This window comes from Pantoea sp. GM_Pan_4, from assembly GCF_026541005.1.
Taxonomy (GTDB): domain Bacteria; phylum Pseudomonadota; class Gammaproteobacteria; order Enterobacterales; family Enterobacteriaceae; genus Pantoea; species Pantoea dispersa.
The window spans coordinates 96,295-119,195 of sequence record NZ_JALNUZ010000009.1; the positions used below are offsets into that span (position 1 = coordinate 96,295).

A 22,901-nucleotide genomic window follows, 5' to 3' on the forward strand; every position below is an offset into this window, starting at 1 on the left:
GTCAGGCCCTCCCGGCGCTGCCAAACACCTGCATCTGCTGAGCCACAACGCTGGCGATATCGCGTTCAACCGCCATTAACAGTTCGGCGAAAGAGTCATAGCGCGCGTCGCGCTGGGTGATTTGCGTTTCAATCGCCGCGAGCGCCGCCTGCGACATACCGGTGTAAAAGTTGATTTTGTGGATGCCGAGGCTGATGGCGCGGCGGAAATCGGCGTCGCTGATGCCGGAACCGCCGTGCAGCACCAGCGGAATGCCAGCCGCTGCGCGAATCGCCGCCAGACGGTCAAAATCGAGCTTTGGCTCGCCTTTGTATTTGCCGTGCGCGTTGCCGATGGCCACGGCGAGACAGTCGATGCCGGTTGCCTGGACAAATTCCGCCGCCAGCGCCGGGTCGGTGAATTTAATGCTGTCCGCTTCGCCAAACAGCGCGCCCCCCTCATCGCCGCCCACGGCGCCCAGCTCAGCCTCAACCGAAATGCCCAGCGCGTGGCACATCTTCACTACTTCCCGCGTCTGGCGAATGTTCTCGTCATAGCTCAGGGTTGAACCATCGAACATTACCGAGGTGAAGCCGAGGCGAATTGCCCGCATCACCGCATCAAAATGCAGGCCGTGATCGAGGTTGAGCACCACCGGGATGGCGTGCAGCGCCGCTTCGGCACGGATAGCGGCGATCAGCGGTTCCAGGCTGACGTATTTAAAATGCACCTCGGCAATGTTGATGATAAACGGCGAACGCTGCTGCTCCGCCGCATGGAACAGCGCGCGCAGAAAGTGGGTGTCGAGAACGTTGAACGCGCCGAGCGCGTAACCGTGCTGCTGCGCATGGGCGAGGCCCTGCGCCAGAGAGATCAGTGCCATGGAACACTCCTGTTATGCCAGCCAGCGGTGATATTCGTTACACAGCAGCCAGCGAGGCGCTTCATCCTCATCAATCGGATTAAAGCGCGCCAGCGGGGTAAGAAAGACGTTGTCGTGCTCATCGTCATTGGGCATGGAGACTTCGCCCACCAGCACATCGCCGTAGCCGGTTTCGCCCCAGAAGCTGTGCCAGACACCGGGCAGTAACGTGACGCTCTCGCCGGGTGACAGCCGCAGCTGGGAACCGGCGGCATGGGTCTGGCAGATGCCATCCAGCGTGACCTGTACCGGCGAATCCGCCAGCCGATCGCCGTCGCGATTGTGTAGCGTGACAATCAGGTTGCCACCGCCGCGGTTGATAATGTCTTCCATTTTTTGCGGATGATAATGCATCGGCGTCACCTGCCCTTCGCGCACGTGCATGATCTTCTCCGCATACGGTTTGCCCCACGGCTGTCCGCCGCGTGAACCGTTGCGCAGGGTAAACAGCGTCAGGCCGGTCTGGCTGAAATCATCGGCACCAAAACTGGTGACATCCCAGCCGAGGTGCAGCGCCAGCAGTTCGGCAGCGGCTGAGGTGTCCAGCGCGCGCCACTGGCTGAGACCGTAATCGGCCCACGGCGGCAGATGCACATCCTGCCGCAGAAAGAATTCGCGGGTCAGTTGCAAAATAGCGTTAACTTCGGAACGTTGCATAGCTGCGTCTCCGGCGGGCGTCGCGGCGCGCAGTGTGCACCGCGACGCCCGTGTGGCTTATTTCACCGTCCAGCCTTTGTAGCTGCTGACATTGTTACGATCGATCAGCGTTACCGGAATCAGCACCGGCTTATCCGGCGCTGGCTTGCCCTGCAGGATGTCATAGCCAATCTCAACCGCTTTGGCCGCCATCACCTGCGGATCCTGGGCTGGTGTCGCGACAAACAGCGAGCCTTTGCGCTTCAGCGCCTCTTCGCCGTCTGGCGATCCATCGACGCCGACGATAAAGAATTCGTTGCGCTGCGCCTGTTTCGCCGCCAGATCGGCACCGATAGCGGTAGGATCGTTGATGGCGAACACGGCATCAATCTTCGGATTGGCCGACAGCAGACCGGTCATCACTTCCAGTCCGCCTTCGCGACTGCCTTTGGCGTTCTGGTTGTAAGAGAGCAGTTTGATATCCGGGTGGGTTTTCAGCTCATTCATACAACCTTCCACGCGGTTCTGCACCGCTGACACCGGTGGTCCGTTGATGATGACCACGTTGCCTTTGGCTTTCAGGCGGTCGGAGATGTATTTACAGGCCATGGCCCCGGCCTGGGTGTTATCGGAAGTGATGGTGGCATTGGCACCGTCGGCGGCCACGTCCACCGCCACCACCACGATGCCGGCATCACGCGCGCGCTTCACCGCCGGCGCGATGCCTTTGGAGTCGGCGGCGTTGAGGATGATCATGTCCACTTTAGCGGCAATGAAGTTGTCAATCTGCGCTACCTGCTGGCCAAGATCATAGCCGCTGGAGACCAGCGTCACGTTGACCTTATCGCCCGCCAGCTGACGCGCCTTGAGCTCCGCCCCTTTGGTGATCTGGACGAAGAACGGGTTAGCCAGATCGCCCACCGTCACGCCGATGGATTTCAGTTCTTTGGCCTGCACAAATGGCGCACTGAACAGCGTCGCGGCCAGCAGTCCGGTGATAATCGGATTAAAACGCATAGTCGATGTTCTCCTGCTTTTTTGGTTTTATGCCCTGATTGCCTTTGCCTTTGCCCTCACCCTAACCCTCTCCCGCGTGCGGGAGAGGGAACCGTTCTGCATAGTTTTCAGGTGAAGCTCTCGTTTTCCAGATCTTCGCTCCGGGCTGCCCCCTCTCCCGCGAGCGAGAGAGGGAACCGTTCTGCATGGTGTTCAGGTGAAGCACGTTAGTTACCTCTTCTCTCCGGACAGCCCCCTCTCCCGCAAGCGGGAGAGGGTTGGGGTGAGGGCCAAAGCCAGCGCCCGCCCCTCACCCCACGTGATGCCGCGTACGGTACTTATCGATCAGCACCGCAATGATGATCACCCCGCCCTTAATCACCAGCTGCCAGAAGTACGACACGCCCATCAGCGTCATGCCGTTGTTCAGCGTGGCGATAATCAGCGCGCCAATCAGCGTGCCGGTAATGGTGCCAATGCCGCCGACAAAGCTGGTCCCGCCCAGAATCACCGCGGCGATCGCGTCCAGCTCATAGCCCACGCCGAGGTTGCCGTTAGCGCTGTACAAACGCGATGCGCTCATCAGGCCACCCAGCCCGGACAGCAGGCCGCTCATGGCGTAGACGAACACCAGTACCGCGCCGACTTTAATACCGGTCAGGCGCGCTGCCTGCATGTTGCCGCCCACCGCATAGATATGCACGCCAAGCGTGGTGCGGCGCAAAATAAACCAGCACAGCGCAATCACCGCAAAGGCAATGATAATCAGCCACGGGATCGGGCCGAGATAACCGTTGCCTATCCACTCAAAGTTGATATCCGAGTTAATCACCGTGGTGCCGTTAGCCAGCAGATAGGCCGCCCCGCGCAGCGCGGTATAGGTGCCCAGCGTGACGATAAACGGCGGCAGGCCCGCCCAGGCGACCAGAATGCCGTTGAACAGCCCCATGATCAGCCCGGCTCCGAGCGCGGCGGGGATGGTTAGCCCGGCAAACGCCGGATCGAGCGACACCACCATCGCTACCACCGCCGTGGTGCCCAGCATTGAGCCAACCGACAGGTCAATACCGCCGGTGAGAATGACAAACGTCATGCCCGCCGCCAGTACAATGTTGATCGAGGCCTGACGCGTGATATTCAGCAGGTTAGCTTCGGTAAAAAAGTTCGGGGCGACAAAGCCAAATACCGCCACGATCAGGATCAGAATCGGCAAGATACCCACGGTTTGCAGCAGGTCACTCATCAACGCACGTTTTAGCGTTGGACTTTTTACGCGTGCGGTTTCACTGGTCATTCCCGTCTCCTCAGGCCTGGACCGGCTGCGCGCCGGTGGCCAGTGTCATTATGTTTTCCTGGCTAATCTGCTCGCCGCTCAGCTCGCCGGCGATGGTGCCTTCGCGCATCACGTACACGCGGTCGCTCATGCCCACCACTTCCGGCAGCTCGCTGGAGATCATCAAAATTGCCACGCCCTGCTGCGCCATCTGGTTCATCATGCGGTAGATTTCACTCTTGGCGCCGACATCCACGCCGCGCGTCGGCTCATCCAGAATCAGGATGCGCGGCGCTATCGATACCCAGCGCGAAATCAGCAGCTTCTGCTGGTTGCCACCGGATAAACCGCCAGCGCGCACCTGGGCGTGCGGCACGCGGATATTCAGCGATTGAATCGCCTCGCTGGCGATCTTCTGCCCTTTACGCCGGTTAAGCAGGCCGTAGCTGGCATCGCGCTCAAGCGTGGCCATCACGATGTTTTCCTGCGCTGCCAGTTCCAGAAACAGCCCCTGCTCTTTGCGGTTTTCGGTCAGGAAACCGATGCCGCGCGCAATGGCGTCTCGCGGCGAGTGAATCTGCACTTTTTCCCCGTCGATCCAGATTTCCCCGCCGGCTGGCTGATGCACACCAAAAATCAGCTGCGCCAGCTCGCTGCGGCCGGCACCGACCAGTCCGGCCAGCCCGACAATCTCCCCGGCGCGCACAGCCAGGCTGCTGGGATGCACTTTGCGGTTGTCGGTCAGATGATTTACCGCCAGGCGAATTTCGCCGAAGCTAATGGCGCGATCTTTGTTGAACAGATCGCTGAGCGGACGGCCAACCATCATGCGCACCAGTTCGCTGGCGTTCAGCTGTTCGCGCGTCAGGCTGCCGACGTACTGGCCGTCGCGCAGCACGCTGACGCGATCGGAGAGTTCATACACTTCTGCCATGCGGTGGCTGATGTAGATGATCGCCATGCCTTCGCTGCGCAGGCGTTTGATTAGTGCAAACAGCTGTTCGGTTTCGCGATTCGAGAGCGCAGCGGTGGGTTCGTCCATCACCAGGATGCGGCTGTTGCGATGCAGCGCGCGGGCAATTTCCACCTGCTGCTGCTCGGCGATGCTCAGGCGGCTCACCAGATCGGTGGCGCTGAACTGCGCGCCAAGGCGGTTAATCACCTGCTGCGCTTCTTCCGCCATATGGCGACGCTTCACCAGCCCGCCACGGGAAATTTCACTGCCGAGAAAGATGTTTTCCGCCACCGTCAGATTCGGTGCCAGGTTAATTTCCTGATAAATCAGGGTGATCCCTGCCGCCAGCGCCTCTTTCGGGCCCCTGATGGTATAGGGTTGACCATCGATAAGAATTTCCCCGCTGCTGGCGGTATACGCGCCGGCCAGAATCTTCATTAAGGTACTTTTACCGGCACCGTTTTCGCCCATCAGCGCGTGCACTTCACCCGGCCAGACGGTCAGGTCGACGCCTTTCAGCGCATAGAAGCTGCCGAAGCGCCGGGTAATTGCCCGCATTTCTAATATCGGTGTCGCCGCCATCTTCAGGCTCCTGCTGCCAGTGGATAGCCGCGAGTTAAGCAACGCCAGATAAATGGAAAATGTCAGACGCCGTTCATATTTGTCATATTGCGCTCCGGCCGCGCTTCTATACTCGCCGGAGTTGAGCGGTAAGGAGCGGCAGCAATGAGTCACAGTCTGCACTGGCACGCCGGCGCGCGCGGGCGCCTGCTGATGTTTAACCTGCTGGTGGTGAGCGTTACGCTGGCGGTGAGCCTGGTGGCTATTTTCGGTTTTCGCCACGCCGGTCACATTCAGGAGCAGGCACAGGCACAAACGCTGGCCGATATGAACGGCAGCCTGGCGCTGGCGCGTGATACGGCCAATGTTGCCATCGCCGCGGTGCGGCTGGCGCAGGTGGTGGGCGCGCTCGAATACCAGAGCGAATCGGCGCGTCTGCAGCAGACCCAGCAGGCGCTGCAGCAGTCGCTGAGTCAGCTGGCCAGCGCGCCGCTGGCCGCACAGCAGCCGGCGCTGCTGGCACGCATCCGCGAGCGCAGCCAGATGCTGGAGCAAAGCATCAGCCAGCTGCTGCTGGAGGGGCATCAGCGCCATTTACAGCGTAACGTGATGCTCAGCGGCCTGTGGCAGGCGCAGCTGCTGCTCAACCGTATCGACCTGCTGGCCAGCGACGGCGCGTTTCTGCCGCTGCGCCAGCAGACGGCCGCGCTGTTAACCGTGGCAATTAAGTCCGCCACGCCGCAGGCCGCAGTGCAACAGCTCAACAGCGTGCTGCCGATCTGGTCTGCGCTGCCGCTGCAGGGCGTGCTGGCGATGCAGCGCGCGCGGCTGGTCAGCACCAGCCAGCAGCTGCTGCCGGTGGCCGGTCAGCTGGAGCAGAGTGACATCGCCATCGCCTACGCCACGTATCGCATCAAGGCGCTGGTGGCGATGCTCAACGAAGACATCACCCACTACGTTCAGCTGGTAGCGCAGCAGAGCGATGCGCGCAGCGCCACCGCCCATCAGGAACTGGATTCAATCATCGGTTTCATCGGTCTGTTTATGCTACTGGCGCTGCTGATTACCGGTTACGCCGGTTACTACATCTACCGCAATCTCGGCTCCAGCCTTACCGCCATCGCGCACGCCATGACGCGGCTGGCGCAGGGGGAGAAAAGCGTCAGCGTGCCCGGCCTGGCACGGCGCGATGAGCTGGGCGATCTGGCGCGCGCCTTTAACGTGTTCGCCCGCAACACCGCTTCGCTGGCGCACACTTCGCAGCTACTGAAAGAGAAAAGTAACCAGCTGGAATCGACCTTCCTCGCCATGCGCGACGGCTTCGCGCTGTTTGATAACAGCGGTCAACTGGTGGTGTGGAATGCGCAGTACGCCGAACTGCTGGGCTTCGCGCCGCGCGAGCTGCATCGCGGCATGCACTATCAGCGTTTGCTCGATCGCGTCGATGTGCAGCTCAGCAGCCTGCACGACGCGCAGGAAGTCAGGTTGCCGGATGGCCGCACGCTGGAACTGCGCTTCAGCCCGGTGCCGCGGCGCGGCATGGTCAACACAGTGCTGGAGCGCACCTCGCGTAAGGCGCTGGAAGCGGCACTGCTGCACAGCCAGAAGATGAAAGCGGTCGGTCAGCTGACTGGCGGCCTGGCGCACGATTTCAATAATTTGCTGGCGGTGATCATCGGCAGCCTGGCGCTGACCGTCGATCAGCTACCGCCCGGCACGCTGGCCAGCCGCATTGAGCGCGCGCGGCTGGCCGCCGATCGTGCCGCTCAGCTGACGCAGCGTCTGCTGGCCTTCTCACGCAAGCAGGCGCTTTATCCGCGTGCCGTTGCGGTGGTGGAGCTGGTGGAAAACCTGCAGTCGCTGCTGCAGCACTCCCTGCTGCCCGGCCAGCATCTGGTGGTGGATGCGCAGCGCCCCGGCTGGCCGGCGTGGATTGATGCCGGTCAGCTGGAGAACGCCCTGATGAATCTGGTGGTGAACGCGCGCGATGCCATGGAGCGCCAGAGCGGCGAGATCCGCCTGCGCATCTGGAATCAGCGAATTCAGGAGGCTGATGGCAAGCGCGACCGCGTCACCATTGAAGTGATTGACCACGGCTGCGGCATGTCCGCCGAGGTGCGGGAACAGGTGTTTGAACCCTTCTTTACCACCAAAGCCACCGGCAGCGGCAGCGGGCTGGGGCTGTCGATGGTGTACGGATTTGTGCGCCAGTCCGGCGGACAGATCGAACTGGAGACCGCGCCGGGCCAGGGCACCACGGTGCGTCTGCTGCTGCCGCGCGCGCCGGAAGCCGCGCAGCCGCTGGTGAGCGCGCCGGTGCTGACGCCGCGCGCCAGCCGCGATCGCCTGATACTGGTGCTGGATGACGAGCCGGCGGTGCGCCAGACGCTGTGCGAACATCTGCATCAGCTGGGTTATCTGACGCTGGAGTGTGCTGACGGCGAGAGCGCGTTGACGCTGCTGCGCCAGACGCCGGATATCGATCTGCTGATCAGTGACCTGATGCTGCCGGGTGCCCTGAACGGTGCGGATGTGATTCGTCAGGCGCAGCAGCAGTGGCCACAACTGGCCACCCTGCTGATCAGCGGTCAGGATCTGCGCCAGACGCCGGTGACGCTACCGCTGTGTGAACGGCTGGCGAAACCCTGGCAGCAGGCGCAGCTGGTGCAGGCGCTGGAGCGCGCCTGGCAGCGCAGTGAACGGCTCAGTCGCGCGCGGCAGGCTGCCACAGCGGCACCCCTTTCCCGATGATGTAGCGTTTACGCAGCCGGCTGGAGATGGCGTCCATCACCATCACGACTACCACCAGAATCACGGTGAGGAACATCACCACATCCCAGTTCCAAAGGCGCATGTTTTCGGCGTAGACCAGCCCGACGCCACCGGCGCCGACAAAACCCAGCACCGCCGCCGAGCGGGTGTTGGATTCAATCTGATACAGACTCAGCGCGAGAAAGGTGGGAAACGATTGGGTAAAAATGCCGTAACGGTGTTTTTGCAGGCTGTTGGCCCCCACTGCGCTCAGGCCGCGACTGGGTGAACGTTCAACCGCTTCATGCCCTTCCGCATACAGCTTGCCCAGCAGGCCGATGTCCTGCATCACAATCGCCAGCACCCCGGCCAGCGGCCCCATGCCTACCGCCCGCACGAAGATCAATCCCCAGATGGCCATGTCGATGCCGCGCAGCACATCCAGCAGCCGGCGCACCAGCAGTGATATCGGCCGCGTCAGCGGATCGTGCATCACATTGCGCGCCGCCAGAAAGGAGACCGGCAGCGCGATGACGGTGGCGGTGAGCGTGCCGGCAAACACGATAGCCAGCGTGATGCCGACCTGCGAGAAATAGTAGCCAAACGGCCAGTTGACGAAATCCTGCCAGACGAACATGCGCAGGAAATAGCGTCCGAGCTGCTGGCAGCCGATGACAAAGCGCTGCCAGTCGATGCCGAACACGCTGAAGAAGAACAGATAGTAGAGCACCAGCGCCAGTGCAATCAGCGCGATGCGCCGCAGATAACGGTTTTGCGCGGCAAACAGTGCAGCGTGCTGCTGTTTCAGTTTCGCCACGTCGGGCGCTAAGGCGATCATTTTACGTCTCCTTCAACTACACGGCGGCGCAGCCAGCCGGATAGCGTATCCAGCAGCGATACCACCACGATGATCAGCAGCAGCGTCATGCTGACCTGATCGTAGCGATCCAGTTTGATGTTGGTCATCAGCTCCTGACCGATGCCGCCCGCGCCTACCAGCCCGAGGATGGTGGAGGAGCGGAAGTTAATTTCCAGCCGCATAAAGCTGTAGGAGAGAAAGGTCGGTTTCACCTGCGGCCAGAAGGCGAAGCGCATACGCTGCAGCTTGCTGGCACCACAGGCGGCGAGACCGCGCACCGGTTTGTCGGAGGCGCTCTCAATTGATTCGTAGAACAGTTTGGTCAGGCTGCCGATGGTGTGCAGCGCCAGCGCCAGAAAGCCGGGGATGGCACCGATGCCGAACGCCATCACGAACATTACCGCCCACGCCAGCTCCGGCATGGTGCGCAGGAAGGCAACAAAGGCGCGAATCGCCACGCGCAGGCTGCGCGGCGTCTGAGTGTTATCAGCGGCGAAAAACGCCAGCACGGCGGCGATCAGTACCGCAATCAGGGTGGAGGACAGCGCCAGCTGCAGGGTTTCCCAGATCAGCGGCAGCTGAAAGTGCAGGCGATAGCCCCAGTAAGCCAGCGAACCCTCGGTTTTGACGTCCGCGAACAGCAGCGGCAGGTGCAGCACCGGCAGCGTCGCGCCGATGTAGTCAAAGAAGTGAGGCAGCGATTGCCAGACCGTGACCAGGTTGAATTCCGCCACGTTGCCGGCCGCGAGATAGAGCGCCACCAGCAGCAGCGACCACAGCAGCGTGTCGCGCTTTTGCTGGCGGCGGATACGTTGGTAGTAGTGTTCGAAATCGGTCAAGGGAGAGATCCTTTGTTGATGCCAGCAGGGTAATCAGGTCGCCATAAATGGCGACCCTACAATATTGTCTGCATGGCGTCGTAGGGTGCGCATTGATGCGCACCTTGCCACGCGTTGCCCTGAGCGGTTACCCGCGAGCACCCTTCATCAGGTCGCGCTTCATATCGATGATATTCTGGTAATCCGCGACGCTGGCGGCGCCGATGTGCTGGGCGCCGCCCACCGCTTTAACAAAGCAGCTGTGATCTTCTTTATCCAGCTTTTTGATCGCGGCCACCACTTTCGCTTTGAAGTCAGCGGGCAGGTTATTACTCACCAGAATCGGGCCGTTAGGAATCAGCGGCGACTGCCAGATGATGCGAATCTGCTTCATCAGATCCGGGTGATCCATACGAATCAGACGACCAAAGGCCCCCGAGGTATAGCCACTGTTGTAATCGCCAATCAGCGACGTCCAGGTCACCGCGCCGTCGAACTGGCCGTTCAGCACGCCGAGGATGTCCTGCTCGTGGCCACCGGAAAACGTCACGCTGGAGAAGGTGTTGTTATACTTATCATCCACCGTACCGCCAAACTCTTTCTTAAAGGCCTGATTGGGCATCAGGAAGCCGGAGGTGGAATCCGGATCGGCCATGCCAAACGATTTACCTTTCAGATCTTCCAGCTTCTTATACGGGCTGTCGGCTTTAACGATCACCACCGAGTGGTAGCCTTTCGAGCCATCTTTGTCATCCACCACGATACCGACGATATCCACGGCCTTCGGGTTTTGCAGATAGACCGAGGCGTAAGATGCCGGCGACATGCTCAGCACCATATCGATCTTGTTGCCCAGCAGCCCCTGAATCACGCCGGCATAGTCAGACGAGTTGCGCAGTTGCGTATCCACGCCCAGCTCTTTGTCGAAGAAGGTTTTCACACACTGGTTATCGCCAATCTGCTGGGTGGCGTTCTGCCCGCCCAGAATTCCCAGGTTCAGCTGTTTCGGTGCATCCGCTGCGTTAACGCCAAAAGCCATCAGAGCGCCTGTCAGTAAAGCTAAAGCAGTCAGTTTCATTGTGAGATTTTCTCTTGCCGTGGGAGTTAGTGGAGCTGGTTAATTTCGTCGCCGTACAGCGCATGCAGCAGGCTGTCGGTCAACTGAGCGGGATGGCCGTCAAACAGCACTTTGCCGCGCTGGATGCCGATCACCCGGGTGCAATACTGCTGCACCAGTTCAATCGAGTGCAGGTTGACCATCACGCTGATGCCCTGCTCGCTCACCTGGCGCAGCACATCCATGATGCGTTTGGTATTTTTGGGATCGAGCGACGCCACCGGCTCGTCGGCCAGCAGGATTTTCGGGCGCTGCATCAGCGCGCGGCAGATGGCGACGCGCTGCATCTGGCCGCCGGACAGATTCTCCGCCCGCTGCAGCGCCTGCGGCAGCATGTTCATCCACTGCAGCAGTTCAATCGCCTGCGCACGGTCGGTGTCGGAGAAGATTTTGAAAAAGGATTTCAGCGTTGAAGTCTGGCTGAGCCGGCCCAGCAGCACGTTGGTCAGCACGTCGAGGCGCGGCACCAGGCAGAAGTCCTGAAAGATCATGCCGCACTCGCTGCGCCATTCGCGCATCTGCCGGCTGTTGAGCGTCACCACATCGCGGTCCGCCTCGCCGTGACGCATGCTGAGAATCGCGCCTTCGCTGCTGGCAATGGTGCCGTTCAGCATATGCAGCAGGGTCGATTTGCCTGCGCCCGAGCGGCCGATTACCGCCACCAGCTCGCCCGCATGCAGATCGAAACTGACATCATCCAGCACGCGGTTATCACCGAAGGCTTTGCACAGCCCCTGCACCGACAGCACTTTGTCGCCATGGCGCTGGGCAGGATGTGCATTGTCGACGACGGTTTTGAGTAGTGCCTGTGCCATGTTGCGCTCCATCTCTTCTGAGGTGTTGATTGCCCGTTATTACGGACACTGGCGATGAAGGTCTGATGACAGAACCATGATTAAACGGTGACAGCGTCGCGCAAACCGACAGCAATCTGCTGGCCATCGAACGGTACGCTGACGTTTTCCGGTAACCCATTGTCCAGCAAACAGTTATCCATCTCATGTGACAGGTGCACCAGCCATGCCTGGCGCGGAGCCAGCCGGGCCACGATGTCCAGTGCGCGGGTGACGTCGTTGTGATTACCCACCGCGGCGCGCGGCGCATCGTTGCAGTCGATCACCAGCTGATCGAGTGGCTGGCCCTGCAGGAAATCGGCGGTGTCCGGTGGCAAACCACAGGTGTCGCACAGCCACGCCAGCCGCGTGCCATGCCAGTCGAACAGGTAGCCGTAAGTCAGCCGCGAATGCTGCAGTGGCAGCGCCGTCACCTGCAGGCTGCCGAAGCTGTGCGCGACAAAAGGCGTCAGCGCCGGGCGAAACGCCAGCAGGCCGGGATGCTTAAACAGATCGTCGCAGCCCTTTTCATCCGGTGGCGCCCACACCGGAATCGGCGCGCCGCGGCCCCAGCGCAGACTGAACAGGCCGGCCACGTGATCCATGTGGAAATGCGTCAGCAGAATGCGGCTCAGCTCACCGGGCTGGAAGCGCTGATGCAGATCGGGCAGACCGGCATCGAGCAGGATGCGCTCGCGACCGGTGTCGATCAGCGCGCTGGTGGCGTGACGCGCATAGCGTGGCTGCTGCCGGGCGCGTTCACAGGCGCGACAGTCGCAGCCGAACAGCGGCGCGGCCTGCACGCCGCCCGTACCGAGAAAGGTCAGATTCATGGCGGATGCTCCAGTAACTGGCGCAGCTGATGGAGCGTGTCGATCAGCGCGCCGTCGTTGTTGAGCGCGTGGCAGTGGGCGGGCAGCGGTTCTGCCGCACGCGCCAGCCGTCGCTGAATGTCGGCTTCACTTTCGCGTCCGCGCTGGCGCAGCCGTGCCGCCAGCACGGCCGGCGAGACCTGCAGTACCAGCGGCAGCAGCTGCTCGCCGTAGTGCTGACGCACGACTGGCAGATGCAGACGTGAACCGTTGACCAGCACGTTAAGACCGCGCGCCAGCCAGTGCTCAATCTCCTCGCCGAGCGCGTAGCTCAGGCCGTGTGCGCGCCAGCTGATGGCAAACAGGCCGAGCGCTTCACGCCGGCGGAATTCGGCTTCGCTTAGCGCCACGTGGTTTTCACCGCCGGCATCGGCCGGTCGCGTGATATAGCGATGGGCAATCACCAGCTTGTCCGGCGGCGCCTCGCGCAGCGCGTTCAGCAGGCTGTCTTTACCCGAGCCCGAGGGCCCGGTCAGCCAGATGAGGCGCGCCATCAGAACACCAGCCTGCCCTGTGACCAGACGTGGCGAATGTGCACATGACCGTGATCGGTGTGTGCCAGCACCAGATCGGCGCGCAGCCCTTCCGCAATCGTGCCGCGATCGTGCAGGCCAATCGCCTGTGCCGGGTTACGCGTGACCAGCGCCGCCGCCTGCGGTAGCGTCAGCGCATTACGCTCGTCGGCCACCAGGCGGAATACCGCATCCAGCAGGCTGGCCGGATAGTAATCTGACGAGAGGATGTCCAGCAGGCCGTGGCTGGCCAGCTGCCACGCCGCGACATTGCCGGAGTGCGATCCGCCGCGCACGATATTTGGCGCGCCCATCAGCACCCGCATGCCGCAGTCGCGCGAGGCGCGTGCCGCTTCCAGCGTGGTGGGAAACTCGGCAATGGCGCTGCCCACCGCGTGTGACTCCGCGACGTGCGCCGCCGTGGCATCATCGTGGCTTGCAACCGGAATACCGCGCGCCTGGCACAGGCCAGCGATGGCGTTGCGGTTCGGCGTGGAGAATTCGGCAGCCAGCGCCAGCTGTTCGCGCTCAAACTGATCCATCTGCTCATCGTTGAGCTGATATTTGCCCTGATAGTAGGTGCGGTACATCTCCAGCGATGCATACTGGCGCTGGCCGGGTGAATGATCCATCAGCGACACCAGCGACAGCTCCGGGGTGCTCATCAGCGCTTCAAACAGCGGCAGCGTGGTGTGGTGCGGCAGCTCACAGCGCAGGTGCAGCTGGTGGTCGGCGCGGTTGATGCCCTTGCGGTTGCTGTCCTGAATCGCCGTAATCATTTTGCTCAGGTTTTCGAGGCGATGACCGCCGTCGCGCACGTCACCGACGCCGATGGCGTCCAGCACCGTGGTGATGCCGCTGGCGACCATCAGTGCATCGTGGCTACTCATCGCCGAATGCGCTGGCCAGTCGACTTTGGGCCGTGGCGTAAAGAATTTATCGAGGTTGTCGGTATGCAGCTCGACCAGCCCCGGCAGCAAAAACGCGTTCCCGCCGTCCAGCGCGCCTGGCTGCTGACTGCCGCTGTCGCTGAAGCTGGCGATCCGGCCACCGCGCATCTCCAGCGATCCGCTGACGACCTCATTTTCCAGCACCAGCCGGACATTATTCACGATCATGCCTGTTCTCCTGTGTGCAGCGGCTGCATGACGTGCAGGCGGTCGGCCACCCGGGCGCGCACCGCTTCGTCATGGAAAATACCTACGATAGCGGCGCCGCGGGCGCGCGCCTGTTCAATCAGCTCCACCACCGCCGCGCTGTTAGCGCTGTCAAGTGACGCCGTGGGTTCATCCAGCAGCAGCACCGGATAGTCAGCGATAAAGCCGCGTGCGATGTTAACGCGCTGCTGTTCCCCGCCGGAGAAGGTCGAGGGGGCCAGCGACCACAGGCGCTGCGGCACGTTAAGACGCGTCAGCAGTTCGCGGGCGCGCTGTTCACAGCGGGCGCGTTCGACGCCGCGCTCCAGCAGCGGCTGCATGACAATCTCCAGCGTCGGTACGCGCGGAATCACGCGCAGAAACTGGCTGACCCAGCCGACGGTGTCACGGCGGATCGCCAGCATCTGACGCGCCGGTGCCTGTGCCAGATCGACCCACTGGCCATGATGCTGCAGCCAGATGTGGCCGCTGTTGGCCTGATAGTTACCGTACAGCGCACGCAGCAGCGTGGATTTACCGCTGCCGGAGCGCCCGTGCAGCACCACGCATTCGCCGGCGGCCACCTCAAGGCTGGCGTGCTGCAGCACCGGCAGCTCGGCGCTGTTCTGGTTGTGCAGCACAAAGGTTTTGCTGAGATTCTCTACGCGCAAAATGGGTTGCATGTTGATGTCCTGAATGTTTTGACCACTGATCCCCGCAGCACGGTCGCCATTAATGGCGACCCTACACACCACGCGGGTAGCAGACCTGTAGGGTGCGCATTAATGCGCACCGCCAGCGTGTTCTATGCCAGCACCGATGAAACCAGCAGCTGGGTGTACGGATGGTGCGGATCGTCGAGCACCCGGTCGGTGAGTCCGCTCTCCACCACTTTGCCCTGCTTCATTACCAGCAGGCGGTGCGCCAGCAAACGCGCGACGCCGAGATCGTGGGTGACGATAATCACCGCCAGATTCAGTTCGCGTACCAGCGTGCGCAGCAGATCCAGCAGGCGCGCCTGCACCGAGACATCCAGCCCGCCGGTCGGCTCATCCATAAACACCAGCGTCGGCTGCGTCACCAGGTTGCGCGCAATCTGCAAACGCTGCTGCATGCCGCCAGAAAAGGTGGTGGGCAGATCGTCGATGCGGTTGGCCGGAATTTCGACGTCCTGCAGCCAGCGCAGCGCCTCGTTGCGGATGTCGCCGTAATGACGCTGTCCAATCGCCATCAGACGCTCACCAATATTGCCGCCCGCCGTCACCTGCGGACGCAGGCCATCCAGCGGATGCTGATGCACCACGCCCCACTCGGTGCGCAGTAACCGCCGGCGCTCGCTCTCGCTGAGCTGATACAGATCGCGGCCGCGATAAAGAATGTTGCCCTGCTGGGGCGCCAGACGCGCCGACAGGCTGCGCAGCAGCGTGGTTTTCCCCGAGCCGGATTCACCGACAATCCCCAGCACCTCTCCGGGATAGAGCGCAAAACTGACGTCTTCAAAACCTTTGCCCGGCGCGTAGAGGTGCGTCAGGTTATTGACCGCGAGCAGCGGCTGTTCACTGTGCATGCTGTTGTTCCTGCTGCTGGTGGCAAAAATCGGTATCGGAGCAGACAAACATGCGCGTACCGGCATCATCCATCACCACTTCGTCGAGATAGCTGTGGCGCGAACCGCACAGCGCACAGGGTTGTTCCCAGCTCTGCACGCTGAACGGGTGATCGTCGAAATCAAGACTTTCCACTTTGGTGTAGGGCGGCAGCGCATAAATGCGTTTTTCACGTCCGGCACCAAACAGCTGCAGTGCCGGCATCATGTGCATCTTCGGGTTGTCGAATTTGGGAATCGGCGACGGATCCATCACGTAGCGATCGTTAACCTTCACCGGATAGGCATAGGTGGTGGCGATATGGCCGTAGCGGGCGATATCTTCATACAGCTTGACTTGCATGATGCCGTACTCCTCCAGCGCGTGCATGGTGCGGGTTTCCGTCTCACGCGGCTCAATAAAGCGCAGCGGCTCCGGGATCGGCACCTGGAAAATCAGCACCTGATCCTCTTCAAGCGGCGTCTCCGGAATGCGGTGCCGCGTCTGGATCAGCGTGGCGTCTTTGGTGGCTTCGGTGGTTGCCGCCCCGCTGACGCGCTGGAAGAAGCGCCGGATAGAGACCGCGTTGGTGGTGTCATCCGCGCCCTGATCGATCACTTTCAGCACGTCGCTGTCGCCAATAATGCTGGCAGTGATCTGGATGCCGCCGGTGCCCCAGCCATACGGCATTGGCATTTCGCGGCCGGCAAACGGCACCTGATAGCCGGGGATGGCGACCGCTTTCAGAATGGCGCGGCGGATGGTGCGTTTGGTCTGCTCATCCAGGTAGCCGTTGTTGTAGCCGGTTAACTCACTCATCATTCTGCTCCTGATGCTGTTGGCGCAGCCGCTGCAGCAGCTCCAGCTCCGCCTGGAAATCCACGTAGTGCGGCAGTTTCAGGTGCGAGACAAAGCCGGCGGCTTCGACGTTATCGGCGTGCGACAGCACGAACTCTTCGTCCTGTGCCGGCCCGGCAATGCGCTCCTGATACTCGGGTGCCTGCAGCGCACGGTCCACCAGCGCCATCGCCATCGCCTTACGCTCTGCGCGTCCGAACACCAGACCATAGCCGCGGGTAAAGTGCGGCGCGCTGTCGCCCTGGGTGGTGAAGCCGTTGACCATTTCGCATTCGGTCAGCAGGATCTCGCCAATTTCAATCTCAAAACCCAGCTCTTCGGGGCAGATCGACACGCTGAGATAGCCGGTGCGGATTTCACCGGCAAACGGATGGTTGCGGCCATAGCCGCGCTGGGTCGAATAGCCAAGCGCCAGCAGAAAACCCTCGTCGCCGCGCACCAGCTGCTGTAAGCGGGCAGCGCGTGACGCCGGATAACCGGGCGGCTGGCGGGTGATGTCGCACGGCTCGCTGCCGTCATCCTCTTCACGCGCTGCCAGCCCTTCACGCGTCATCATGCTGAACACATGCGGGCAACGCTGCGCCAGCGCCTGATCGTCACGCGCGGCGGCCGGCGTTTCGCCGTTGGCCAGCAGGGTAAAATCCAGCAGGCGGTGGCTGTAGTCATAGGTCGGGCCCAGCACCTGGCCACCGGGCAGATCTTTGTAAACTGCCGAGATGCGGCGCTCGATGCGCATTTCCGCGGTTTCCAGCGCCAGGCTGTCCGCGAGGCGCGGCAGCGTGGTGCGGTAGGCGCGCAGCAGGAAAATCGCCTCGACCAAATCGCCACTGGCCTGTTTGATGGCTAAGGCCGCCAGCTGTGTGTCAAAGATGCCGCCTTCGGTCATCACCCGGTCCACCGCCAGCCCCAGCTGTTGCGCCACCTGATCGCAGCCCAGCTCCGCCACGCTGCGATCGCCACGGCGCAGATCGGCCTGCAGCTGATGGGCGCTGGCAATCGCCTTTTCGCCCCCTTTCACGGCTACATACATCAGCACACCTCCACATCGGTGGTGCGTGGCAGCGCCATCATCGCTTCCCCGCAGGTGAAAATCAGATCCACCCCCTGCGGGAAGGGATGCGGGCGCTCACGCAGGTAGGTCAGAATGGCGGTCGGCAGCTGCGGCGCGATGGCGCGCGGCTCACGCAGGCCGGGCCCGGAGAGGCGCAGCGTCAGCCCGCCGTTGAGCGAAGGCACTTCGACAATCAGCGTGGTGCTCTTCTCAGGGGACAGATTGTCACCGGCGGCGAAGCAGGCGGGATCGGGATTGGCCGCCGCGTGGGTCAGCGCAAACGGGGCATCGCGCTCATCGACAATCGGTACGCCGGTGTGAAAGCGCAGGTTGCTGCGCAGGATATCGCTGTCCACGCGGCGATCCAGCCATAGCGCGCTCTCCTGATCGACCAGCGTCAGCAGCACCGCCGTTGCGGCCGGGGAGAGATCGCCCCAGCCCTGCGCCAGCGGCAGCGAGACCATCACGCCCGGCTCGCTCATCGCTTTGAGAATGCGGCGGAAGGCGCGCTGGGCGTCGGCAACCGGATGGTTAAAACTTGCCAGTAATGTCATTCGTTATCTCCGCGAACCAGCGTAAAGAAATCCACTTTGGAGCTGGCGATCTCCCGCGCGCGCAGCTGGCGCTGCTCTTCACGCAGTGCCGCCAGCGGCGCAATAATTTTTTCCTGCAGCAGCGCCTGGGTTTCAGGCTGTTGCAGCAGCGCATCAATCAGCGCGCAACGTTCGGCATGCGCCTTATCGCGCCCCAGCACATAGCTAAAACCCAGCATGCCGTCGTGCAGTCTGATCACCGCGCGGGTGACGGTGGCATCGCCCATGACGAAGCGTTTCCCGCTGCCGCCCATGCGCGCCTGCAGGCGGGTTAAACCGGTTTCCGCCGGGCGCATGCGCTCGAAAGCGGGTGTAAGCTGTAGCGACTGCCAGTGGCTGGCCAGCGCGCTGGCTTCACTGTGCGCCAGCACCGAAAGCCAGTGCTGACGGGCGGTTTGCTGTTTCATTGGTGCTCCAGGGTGAGTTCAATCATGTCGCCACGCGTCAGGCTGACGGAGTACTCCGCCACCTGACCGTCCGGCTGTGTATTCAGGGTGCGCACGCACAGCAGCGGCGCGTGCAGCGTAATCTCCAGCTGTTTGCACTCTTTGGCCTGTGCGCGGCGGGTACTGATGCGGGTCTGACGGCGGCTCAGCTGCAGGCCGAGCTGCTGCTGCATGAAGTCGTGCAGGGAACCGTGCTGGAACGTCTGCAGCGCCGGCCACCAGCGCAGGTCGGCAAGATAGTGGTTGATTACGCACACCGGCACACTGTTGACGCGGCGCAGGGTGCGTAAGTGAATGACGCTGGCGCCCTCGTCACTGCCCAGCGCGGCAGCCACGTCGCTGCTGGCCGGACGCAGTACCGCCAGCAGCCGTTCGCTGGTGGGATGACTGCCCTGCTCCAGCAGGTTCTGGCTAAAGCGCGCCTGGGCATGCAGCGGATAGTCGTACGGGCGCATCAGCACCAGGATGCCGACGCCATGGCGCCGCTGCAGCAGGCCTTTGTTCACCAGCTCATCTACCGCCCGGCGCAGCGTATGGCGATTGACGGCATAGTGATCGGCCAGCTGCTGTTCAGACGGCAGATAATCGCCGCAGCGATAGCGCTCCTGCAGCGCCTGCTCCAGCTGGGCGGCAACCGCCTGATAGACAGTGGTCGGATGTCTGGATATCTCCATCACGCTCAATACCTCATTCGCTTCAGGTTGAGGGGCGCAGCGGAAGAGGCTGCGGAATGGCGACTACAGTGCGGGAGACAGATGACAGTGCCGTGACGGCTCAGTGACGTGCGGATGAATTTGCTTTAAGGCAGCAGGATGGCAGCCAGACAGCGGCCAATTCAATAAAATCCACTTAACTGTTACCTTTGTGACTATGCGCAAAAAAATCGCGTGCAGTTTCACGCCTTTAACGCTTCCCTTACCAGATGCAGGCTGCGTAAATTCTGCTAATTTATTCAGTAAGCCCTGCCCGGAGCGCGAAACCTTAAAATGATAAACACCTTCAAACTTTCGCACGGTTTTCGCCGCAATTTTTTGCGCGAAGTGATCCTGCCGCTGGTGGCGATTTTGCTGCTGACTTTTCTCGGTGCCGGTTTCGGCCTGTTCTGGAGCACCTCGGCCACCAACCATGAGGCGCGCGAGCAGCAGCAGCGGATGATCGCCGCCTCGTTCAATCAGAGCCTGAGTGAACATCTGCGCCAGCTGCGCAGCCTGACGCGCTGGTCCCCGCTCGCCGATCAACTGGCGCAGCCGCAGCCGGACAGCGACTGGCTGAATCAAAACGTCGGTAGCTGGCTGTACGATATGTTTGATCATCAGCTGATTGTGCTGCTTGACCGCACCAATCAGCCGACCGCCGTGTGGCGCAACGGCCAGCCGGTGGCGGATCTGCGCATCGGGCCGTACCTGCGCGATCTGTTGCAGACGCCACTGGTGCAAAGCAGTGATGAGGTACCCGGTCCGGCCGACCGCGCGGATTTTGTGCGCATCGGCCAGCGTGCGGCAGCGCTGGCGGTGGGCGATATCAGCAGCACGCGCGAGGCCGGGCGCTACCGGTTGGTGAGTATTAAGTTTCTTGATGATGGCTATCTGCGCAACCTGTCTGAACGCAGTCAGCTGCGGCAGCTCTTCTTTAGCGATGGCGTACCGCAGAACGAACACAAAGCGCGCTATCCGCTGACCTCGCGTCAGGGCGATATCGTCGGCTACCTCAGCTGGGATCCGGACAAGCCGGGCGCGCAGATGTTGCGTACCCTCGGCCCTTCCACGCTGATTTCGGTGCTGCTGATCACCCTGCTGTGTCTGTTTATGGTGCGGCGCATCTGGACTTCCTCGCTCGATTTATCGCAGTCGCTGCTGAAGCTCGGGGCCAGCGAGGCGCAGGCGCAGCATCTGGCGTTTCACGATGTGCTGACCGGGCTGCCGAACCGGGCGCTGGTTGAAGATCGGCTGACTCAGGCACTGGCCGCCGCGACGCGTCACGACCAGCGCGTGGCGTTGCTGCTGCTGGATCTGGATCGCTTCAAAATCATTAACGATACCTGGGGCCATCACGCTGGCGATGATCTGATTATCGAGGTGGCGCGCCGCCTGAGCCACCTGGTGCGCGCCAGCGATACCGTCGGGCGTATTGGCGGCGATGAATTTATCATCGTGATGCCGGAGGTAGAGAATATCGGTCAGGTGCAGGCGCTGGCGCAGCGCATCATCGCCGCGCTGGGCGAGCCGTATCAGCTGGTGGGCAATGAGCTGTGGGTTGGCGTCAGCATTGGCCTGGCGCTGGCACCCCGCGATGGTATTGACCGGCTGGAGCTGATGCGCAAAGCCGACATTGCGCTGTACGAGGCGAAAAATGGCGGACGCGGCCAGTATCGCCAGTTTGAAAAGGTGATGGATGAATCGCTGCGCACGCGGCAGCAGATAGCGGCGGATCTGCGTCAGGCGCTGCTCACGTACGACGGTCTGGCGGTGTGGTATCAGCCACTGATGGAGATCAGCGGCCAGCAGATTGTCGGACTGGAAGCGCTGCTGCGCTGGCATCATCCGCAGCGCGGCGATGTTTCGCCTGCGGACTTTATCGCCATCGCCGAAGAGACCGGCATGATTATTCCGCTGGGCGAATGGGTGCTGCGTGAGGCCTGCAAAACCGCGCTAAAGTTGCCGCAGGTGATTGTGGCGGTGAACGTTTCGCCGGTGCAGTTCCGCGCCAGCGGGTTTGTCGAACGCATGATTGAGATTGTGCAGTCGGAAGGTGCCGATCCGCAGCGGCTGGAGCTGGAAATCACCGAAGGCGTGTTGATTGAGGATGAACACGAAGCGCGCAACAGTATCATCGCGCTGCGCGACGCCGGGTTCCGTATCGCGCTGGATGATTTCGGCACCGGTTATTCGAGCCTGAATTATCTCAGCACGTTTCCGGTCGACAAGATTAAAATCGACCGGTCGTTTACCCAGTCGCTGGGCGTGGCGGAAAACTCCACCGCGATTGTTGAATCCGTGGTACGCCTCGGCCACGCCATGGGCCTGACCGTCACCGCCGAAGGCGTCGAAACCGAGGGCCAGAAAAACGCGCTGGCAGATGCCGGGTGTAATGAGCTGCAGGGATATTTGTTCAGCCGGGCGGTGCCGTTGAGCGAGATTGAGCGGATGGTGTGAGGATGCAGAAGAGACGCGATAAACTGCGTCGCTACGATTTGTGCGGGAATGTATTTACGTGCAGATCTATGACGGACATCGTAGCGGCGTTATTTGTCGCGCTTTTCTGAATCTGGATCGGAGAAGTTGAAAAAAAATCTGAAAAATTGATTCGGATAGCAGATGCTCTGTGAAAGGAGGCTGTTATGCAATTCAGAAAACAATTACGACTGTTGCATTACGATTACGCTGCAGCGGGAGCTTATTTCATTACCCTCGTTACGCGACAACGGTTATGTCTGTTTGGCCGTATCAGGCAGGCGCAACTGATTCCCAGTAAAACAGGGAGTGTTGTATATCAGGAATGGCTTAATCTGTCGTTACGTGTTCCAGGATTGATGACAGATGCATTTGTTGTGATGCCAAATCACCTACACGGCATTTTGTGGCTGTGTGGCGAGAACAATAATTCCTTAAGCAGAATCGTAGCTGGTTATAAGGCAGGCGTTAGTCGGGTTATCGCAAACAGAGTGTGGCAACACAATTTTTATGAGCGGATTATACGTAATGAAAAAGAGCTGTTTATCGCACGGCAATATATTGAGCAAAACCCGTTGAGGTGGGAGCTGGATCATTATTATCAACAAGAGTGATGCCGATTATAAAGCGCAATAAATTGCGCCGCTACGATTCGTGCGGGATTGAATTTTTGCACCATCATCATGCACACATTGTAGCGGCACGATTTATCGCGCTGAGTTAACCATTGCACAGCTGCCGGAATGCGCAATGAATTGCGCTGAGTTAAACACTTCACAGTTGTCCGAATGCGCAATGAATTGCGCCGCTACGATTCGTGCGGGGTTGAATTTCGGCACCACCATCCTGCACACATTGTTGCGGCGCGATTTATCGCGCTGAGTGAAAGATTGCACAGCTGCCAGAATGCGCAATGAATTGCGCCGTTACGATCCGTGCGGCATTGTATTTCTGCACCACCATCCTGCACACATTGT

22 protein-coding genes are annotated in these 22,901 nt (G+C 61.2%); 3 read left to right on the forward strand and 19 right to left on the reverse strand.

Going from position 1 to position 22,901, the window contains the following annotated elements:
- Position 1: 1 nt before the first annotated feature.
- The 5 genes from OXR61_RS17595 to OXR61_RS17615 all read right to left on the reverse strand — a co-directional run bounded on the left by OXR61_RS17595 (position 2) and on the right by OXR61_RS17615 (position 5,343).
- The gene (locus tag OXR61_RS17595) at positions 2-862 is read right to left on the reverse strand and encodes a ketose 1,6-bisphosphate aldolase (protein ID WP_267412489.1); all 861 of its coding nucleotides are present in this window, start codon (positions 860-862) and stop codon (positions 2-4) included.
- A gap of 12 nt (positions 863-874) precedes the next feature.
- Positions 875-1,558, reverse strand: coding sequence for a D-lyxose/D-mannose family sugar isomerase (locus OXR61_RS17600; protein WP_021509813.1), 684 nt, complete (start codon positions 1,556-1,558; stop codon positions 875-877).
- A 57-nt stretch (positions 1,559-1,615) separates the two neighbouring features.
- Entirely contained in the window at positions 1,616-2,554 is a 939-nt protein-coding gene (locus OXR61_RS17605; RefSeq protein ID WP_021509812.1) for an ABC transporter substrate-binding protein, read from the reverse strand.
- Positions 2,555-2,843: 289 nt separating this feature from the next.
- Positions 2,844-3,827, reverse strand: a complete 984-nt coding sequence (locus OXR61_RS17610) for a COG4158 family protein (RefSeq protein WP_021509811.1) — start codon at positions 3,825-3,827, stop codon at positions 2,844-2,846.
- A gap of 10 nt (positions 3,828-3,837) precedes the next feature.
- Positions 3,838-5,343, reverse strand: a complete 1,506-nt coding sequence (locus tag OXR61_RS17615) for a sugar ABC transporter ATP-binding protein (RefSeq protein WP_031280168.1) — start codon at positions 5,341-5,343, stop codon at positions 3,838-3,840.
- A gap of 144 nt (positions 5,344-5,487) precedes the next feature.
- Here OXR61_RS17615 and OXR61_RS17620 point away from each other — a divergent pair, with 144 nt between their 5' ends.
- Complete coding sequence (locus tag OXR61_RS17620; RefSeq protein WP_021509809.1) at positions 5,488-8,073, forward strand: ATP-binding protein; 2,586 nt, start codon at positions 5,488-5,490, stop codon at positions 8,071-8,073.
- Here OXR61_RS17620 and phnE (OXR61_RS17625) read toward each other — a convergent pair.
- The 14 genes from phnE (OXR61_RS17625) to phnF all read right to left on the reverse strand — a co-directional run bounded on the left by phnE (OXR61_RS17625) (position 8,027) and on the right by phnF (position 19,428).
- Positions 8,027-8,911: a phosphonate ABC transporter, permease protein PhnE gene (gene phnE, locus OXR61_RS17625; RefSeq protein WP_021509808.1), complete on the reverse strand. Its 885-nt coding sequence runs from the start codon at positions 8,909-8,911 to the stop codon at positions 8,027-8,029. The two genes, OXR61_RS17620 and phnE (OXR61_RS17625), sit on opposite strands and share 47 nt — an antisense overlap.
- The gene (gene phnE, locus OXR61_RS17630) at positions 8,908-9,771 is read right to left on the reverse strand and encodes a phosphonate ABC transporter, permease protein PhnE (protein ID WP_021509807.1); all 864 of its coding nucleotides are present in this window, start codon (positions 9,769-9,771) and stop codon (positions 8,908-8,910) included. The genes phnE (OXR61_RS17625) and phnE (OXR61_RS17630) overlap by 4 nt, the downstream gene beginning before the upstream one ends.
- Before the next feature lie 127 nt (positions 9,772-9,898).
- Positions 9,899-10,828 carry a phosphonate ABC transporter substrate-binding protein gene (phnD, locus tag OXR61_RS17635; protein ID WP_031280167.1) on the reverse strand — a complete coding sequence of 310 codons (930 nt, stop codon included), beginning with the start codon at positions 10,826-10,828 and terminating at the stop codon, positions 9,899-9,901.
- A 26-nt stretch (positions 10,829-10,854) separates the two neighbouring features.
- Positions 10,855-11,682, reverse strand: coding sequence for a phosphonate ABC transporter ATP-binding protein (gene phnC / locus OXR61_RS17640; protein WP_021509805.1), 828 nt, complete (start codon positions 11,680-11,682; stop codon positions 10,855-10,857).
- An 80-nt stretch (positions 11,683-11,762) separates the two neighbouring features.
- Positions 11,763-12,533 carry a phosphonate metabolism protein PhnP gene (gene phnP / locus OXR61_RS17645; RefSeq protein ID WP_021509804.1) on the reverse strand — a complete coding sequence of 257 codons (771 nt, stop codon included), beginning with the start codon at positions 12,531-12,533 and terminating at the stop codon, positions 11,763-11,765.
- The gene (phnN, locus tag OXR61_RS17650) at positions 12,530-13,066 is read right to left on the reverse strand and encodes a ribose 1,5-bisphosphokinase (protein ID WP_021509803.1); all 537 of its coding nucleotides are present in this window, start codon (positions 13,064-13,066) and stop codon (positions 12,530-12,532) included. The genes phnP and phnN overlap by 4 nt, the downstream gene beginning before the upstream one ends.
- Positions 13,066-14,202, reverse strand: a complete 1,137-nt coding sequence (phnM, locus tag OXR61_RS17655; protein WP_021509802.1) for an alpha-D-ribose 1-methylphosphonate 5-triphosphate diphosphatase — start codon at positions 14,200-14,202, stop codon at positions 13,066-13,068. Before phnM ends, phnN begins: the two co-directional genes overlap by 1 nt.
- A complete protein-coding gene (gene phnL / locus OXR61_RS17660; RefSeq protein ID WP_021509801.1) occupies positions 14,199-14,903 on the reverse strand; it encodes a phosphonate C-P lyase system protein PhnL in 705 nt (234 codons plus the stop codon). The genes phnM and phnL overlap by 4 nt, the downstream gene beginning before the upstream one ends.
- A gap of 122 nt (positions 14,904-15,025) precedes the next feature.
- A complete protein-coding gene (gene phnK, locus OXR61_RS17665; RefSeq protein WP_021509800.1) occupies positions 15,026-15,787 on the reverse strand; it encodes a phosphonate C-P lyase system protein PhnK in 762 nt (253 codons plus the stop codon).
- Positions 15,777-16,625, reverse strand: coding sequence for an alpha-D-ribose 1-methylphosphonate 5-phosphate C-P-lyase PhnJ (locus OXR61_RS17670; RefSeq protein WP_021509799.1), 849 nt, complete (start codon positions 16,623-16,625; stop codon positions 15,777-15,779). The genes phnK and OXR61_RS17670 overlap by 11 nt, the downstream gene beginning before the upstream one ends.
- Positions 16,618-17,694 carry a carbon-phosphorus lyase complex subunit PhnI gene (locus OXR61_RS17675; RefSeq protein WP_021509798.1) on the reverse strand — a complete coding sequence of 359 codons (1,077 nt, stop codon included), beginning with the start codon at positions 17,692-17,694 and terminating at the stop codon, positions 16,618-16,620. The genes OXR61_RS17670 and OXR61_RS17675 overlap by 8 nt, the downstream gene beginning before the upstream one ends.
- A complete protein-coding gene (gene phnH / locus OXR61_RS17680) occupies positions 17,694-18,269 on the reverse strand; it encodes a phosphonate C-P lyase system protein PhnH (protein ID WP_021509797.1) in 576 nt (191 codons plus the stop codon). The genes OXR61_RS17675 and phnH overlap by 1 nt, the downstream gene beginning before the upstream one ends.
- Positions 18,266-18,715 carry a phosphonate C-P lyase system protein PhnG gene (gene phnG, locus OXR61_RS17685; RefSeq protein WP_267412490.1) on the reverse strand — a complete coding sequence of 150 codons (450 nt, stop codon included), beginning with the start codon at positions 18,713-18,715 and terminating at the stop codon, positions 18,266-18,268. Before phnG ends, phnH begins: the two co-directional genes overlap by 4 nt.
- Positions 18,712-19,428, reverse strand: coding sequence for a phosphonate metabolism transcriptional regulator PhnF (phnF, locus tag OXR61_RS17690; RefSeq protein WP_021509795.1), 717 nt, complete (start codon positions 19,426-19,428; stop codon positions 18,712-18,714). The genes phnG and phnF overlap by 4 nt, the downstream gene beginning before the upstream one ends.
- Before the next feature lie 312 nt (positions 19,429-19,740).
- Here phnF and OXR61_RS17695 point away from each other — a divergent pair, with 312 nt between their 5' ends.
- Together OXR61_RS17695 and OXR61_RS17700 are read left to right on the forward strand one after the other, a co-directional pair.
- Positions 19,741-21,906 (forward strand): EAL domain-containing protein, encoded by a 2,166-nt coding sequence (locus tag OXR61_RS17695; RefSeq protein ID WP_021509794.1) that lies wholly within the window; start codon positions 19,741-19,743, stop codon positions 21,904-21,906.
- Positions 21,907-22,091: 185 nt separating this feature from the next.
- The gene (locus OXR61_RS17700; RefSeq protein ID WP_021509793.1) at positions 22,092-22,538 is read left to right on the forward strand and encodes a transposase; all 447 of its coding nucleotides are present in this window, start codon (positions 22,092-22,094) and stop codon (positions 22,536-22,538) included.
- The last annotated feature ends 363 nt before the right edge of the window (positions 22,539-22,901 follow it).

What these genes read in the sequence shown, in the direction of transcription:
- OXR61_RS17595 (WP_267412489.1), bottom strand. Translation starts at nt 862, where the DNA reads ATGGCACTGATCTCTCTGGCGCAGGGCCTCGCCCATGCGCAGCAGCAC.
- OXR61_RS17600 (WP_021509813.1), bottom strand. Translation starts at nt 1,558, where the DNA reads ATGCAACGTTCCGAAGTTAACGCTATTTTGCAACTGACCCGCGAATTC.
- OXR61_RS17605 (WP_021509812.1), bottom strand. Translation starts at nt 2,554, where the DNA reads ATGCGTTTTAATCCGATTATCACCGGACTGCTGGCCGCGACGCTGTTC.
- OXR61_RS17610 (WP_021509811.1), bottom strand. Translation starts at nt 3,827, where the DNA reads ATGACCAGTGAAACCGCACGCGTAAAAAGTCCAACGCTAAAACGTGCG.
- OXR61_RS17615 (WP_031280168.1), bottom strand. Translation starts at nt 5,343, where the DNA reads ATGGCGGCGACACCGATATTAGAAATGCGGGCAATTACCCGGCGCTTC.
- OXR61_RS17620 (WP_021509809.1), top strand. Translation starts at nt 5,488, where the DNA reads ATGAGTCACAGTCTGCACTGGCACGCCGGCGCGCGCGGGCGCCTGCTG.
- phnE (WP_021509808.1), bottom strand. Translation starts at nt 8,911, where the DNA reads ATGATCGCCTTAGCGCCCGACGTGGCGAAACTGAAACAGCAGCACGCT.
- phnD (WP_031280167.1), bottom strand. Translation starts at nt 10,828, where the DNA reads ATGAAACTGACTGCTTTAGCTTTACTGACAGGCGCTCTGATGGCTTTT.
- phnC (WP_021509805.1), bottom strand. Translation starts at nt 11,682, where the DNA reads ATGGCACAGGCACTACTCAAAACCGTCGTCGACAATGCACATCCTGCC.
- phnP (WP_021509804.1), bottom strand. Translation starts at nt 12,533, where the DNA reads ATGAATCTGACCTTTCTCGGTACGGGCGGCGTGCAGGCCGCGCCGCTG.
- phnN (WP_021509803.1), bottom strand. Translation starts at nt 13,066, where the DNA reads ATGGCGCGCCTCATCTGGCTGACCGGGCCCTCGGGCTCGGGTAAAGAC.
- phnM (WP_021509802.1), bottom strand. Translation starts at nt 14,202, where the DNA reads ATGATCGTGAATAATGTCCGGCTGGTGCTGGAAAATGAGGTCGTCAGC.
- phnL (WP_021509801.1), bottom strand. Translation starts at nt 14,903, where the DNA reads ATGCAACCCATTTTGCGCGTAGAGAATCTCAGCAAAACCTTTGTGCTG.
- phnK (WP_021509800.1), bottom strand. Translation starts at nt 15,787, where the DNA reads ATGCACAGTGAACAGCCGCTGCTCGCGGTCAATAACCTGACGCACCTC.
- OXR61_RS17670 (WP_021509799.1), bottom strand. Translation starts at nt 16,625, where the DNA reads ATGAGTGAGTTAACCGGCTACAACAACGGCTACCTGGATGAGCAGACC.
- OXR61_RS17675 (WP_021509798.1), bottom strand. Translation starts at nt 17,694, where the DNA reads ATGTATGTAGCCGTGAAAGGGGGCGAAAAGGCGATTGCCAGCGCCCAT.
- phnH (WP_021509797.1), bottom strand. Translation starts at nt 18,269, where the DNA reads ATGACATTACTGGCAAGTTTTAACCATCCGGTTGCCGACGCCCAGCGC.
- phnG (WP_267412490.1), bottom strand. Translation starts at nt 18,715, where the DNA reads ATGAAACAGCAAACCGCCCGTCAGCACTGGCTTTCGGTGCTGGCGCAC.
- phnF (WP_021509795.1), bottom strand. Translation starts at nt 19,428, where the DNA reads ATGGAGATATCCAGACATCCGACCACTGTCTATCAGGCGGTTGCCGCC.
- OXR61_RS17695 (WP_021509794.1), top strand. Translation starts at nt 19,741, where the DNA reads ATGATAAACACCTTCAAACTTTCGCACGGTTTTCGCCGCAATTTTTTG.
- OXR61_RS17700 (WP_021509793.1), top strand. Translation starts at nt 22,092, where the DNA reads ATGCAATTCAGAAAACAATTACGACTGTTGCATTACGATTACGCTGCA.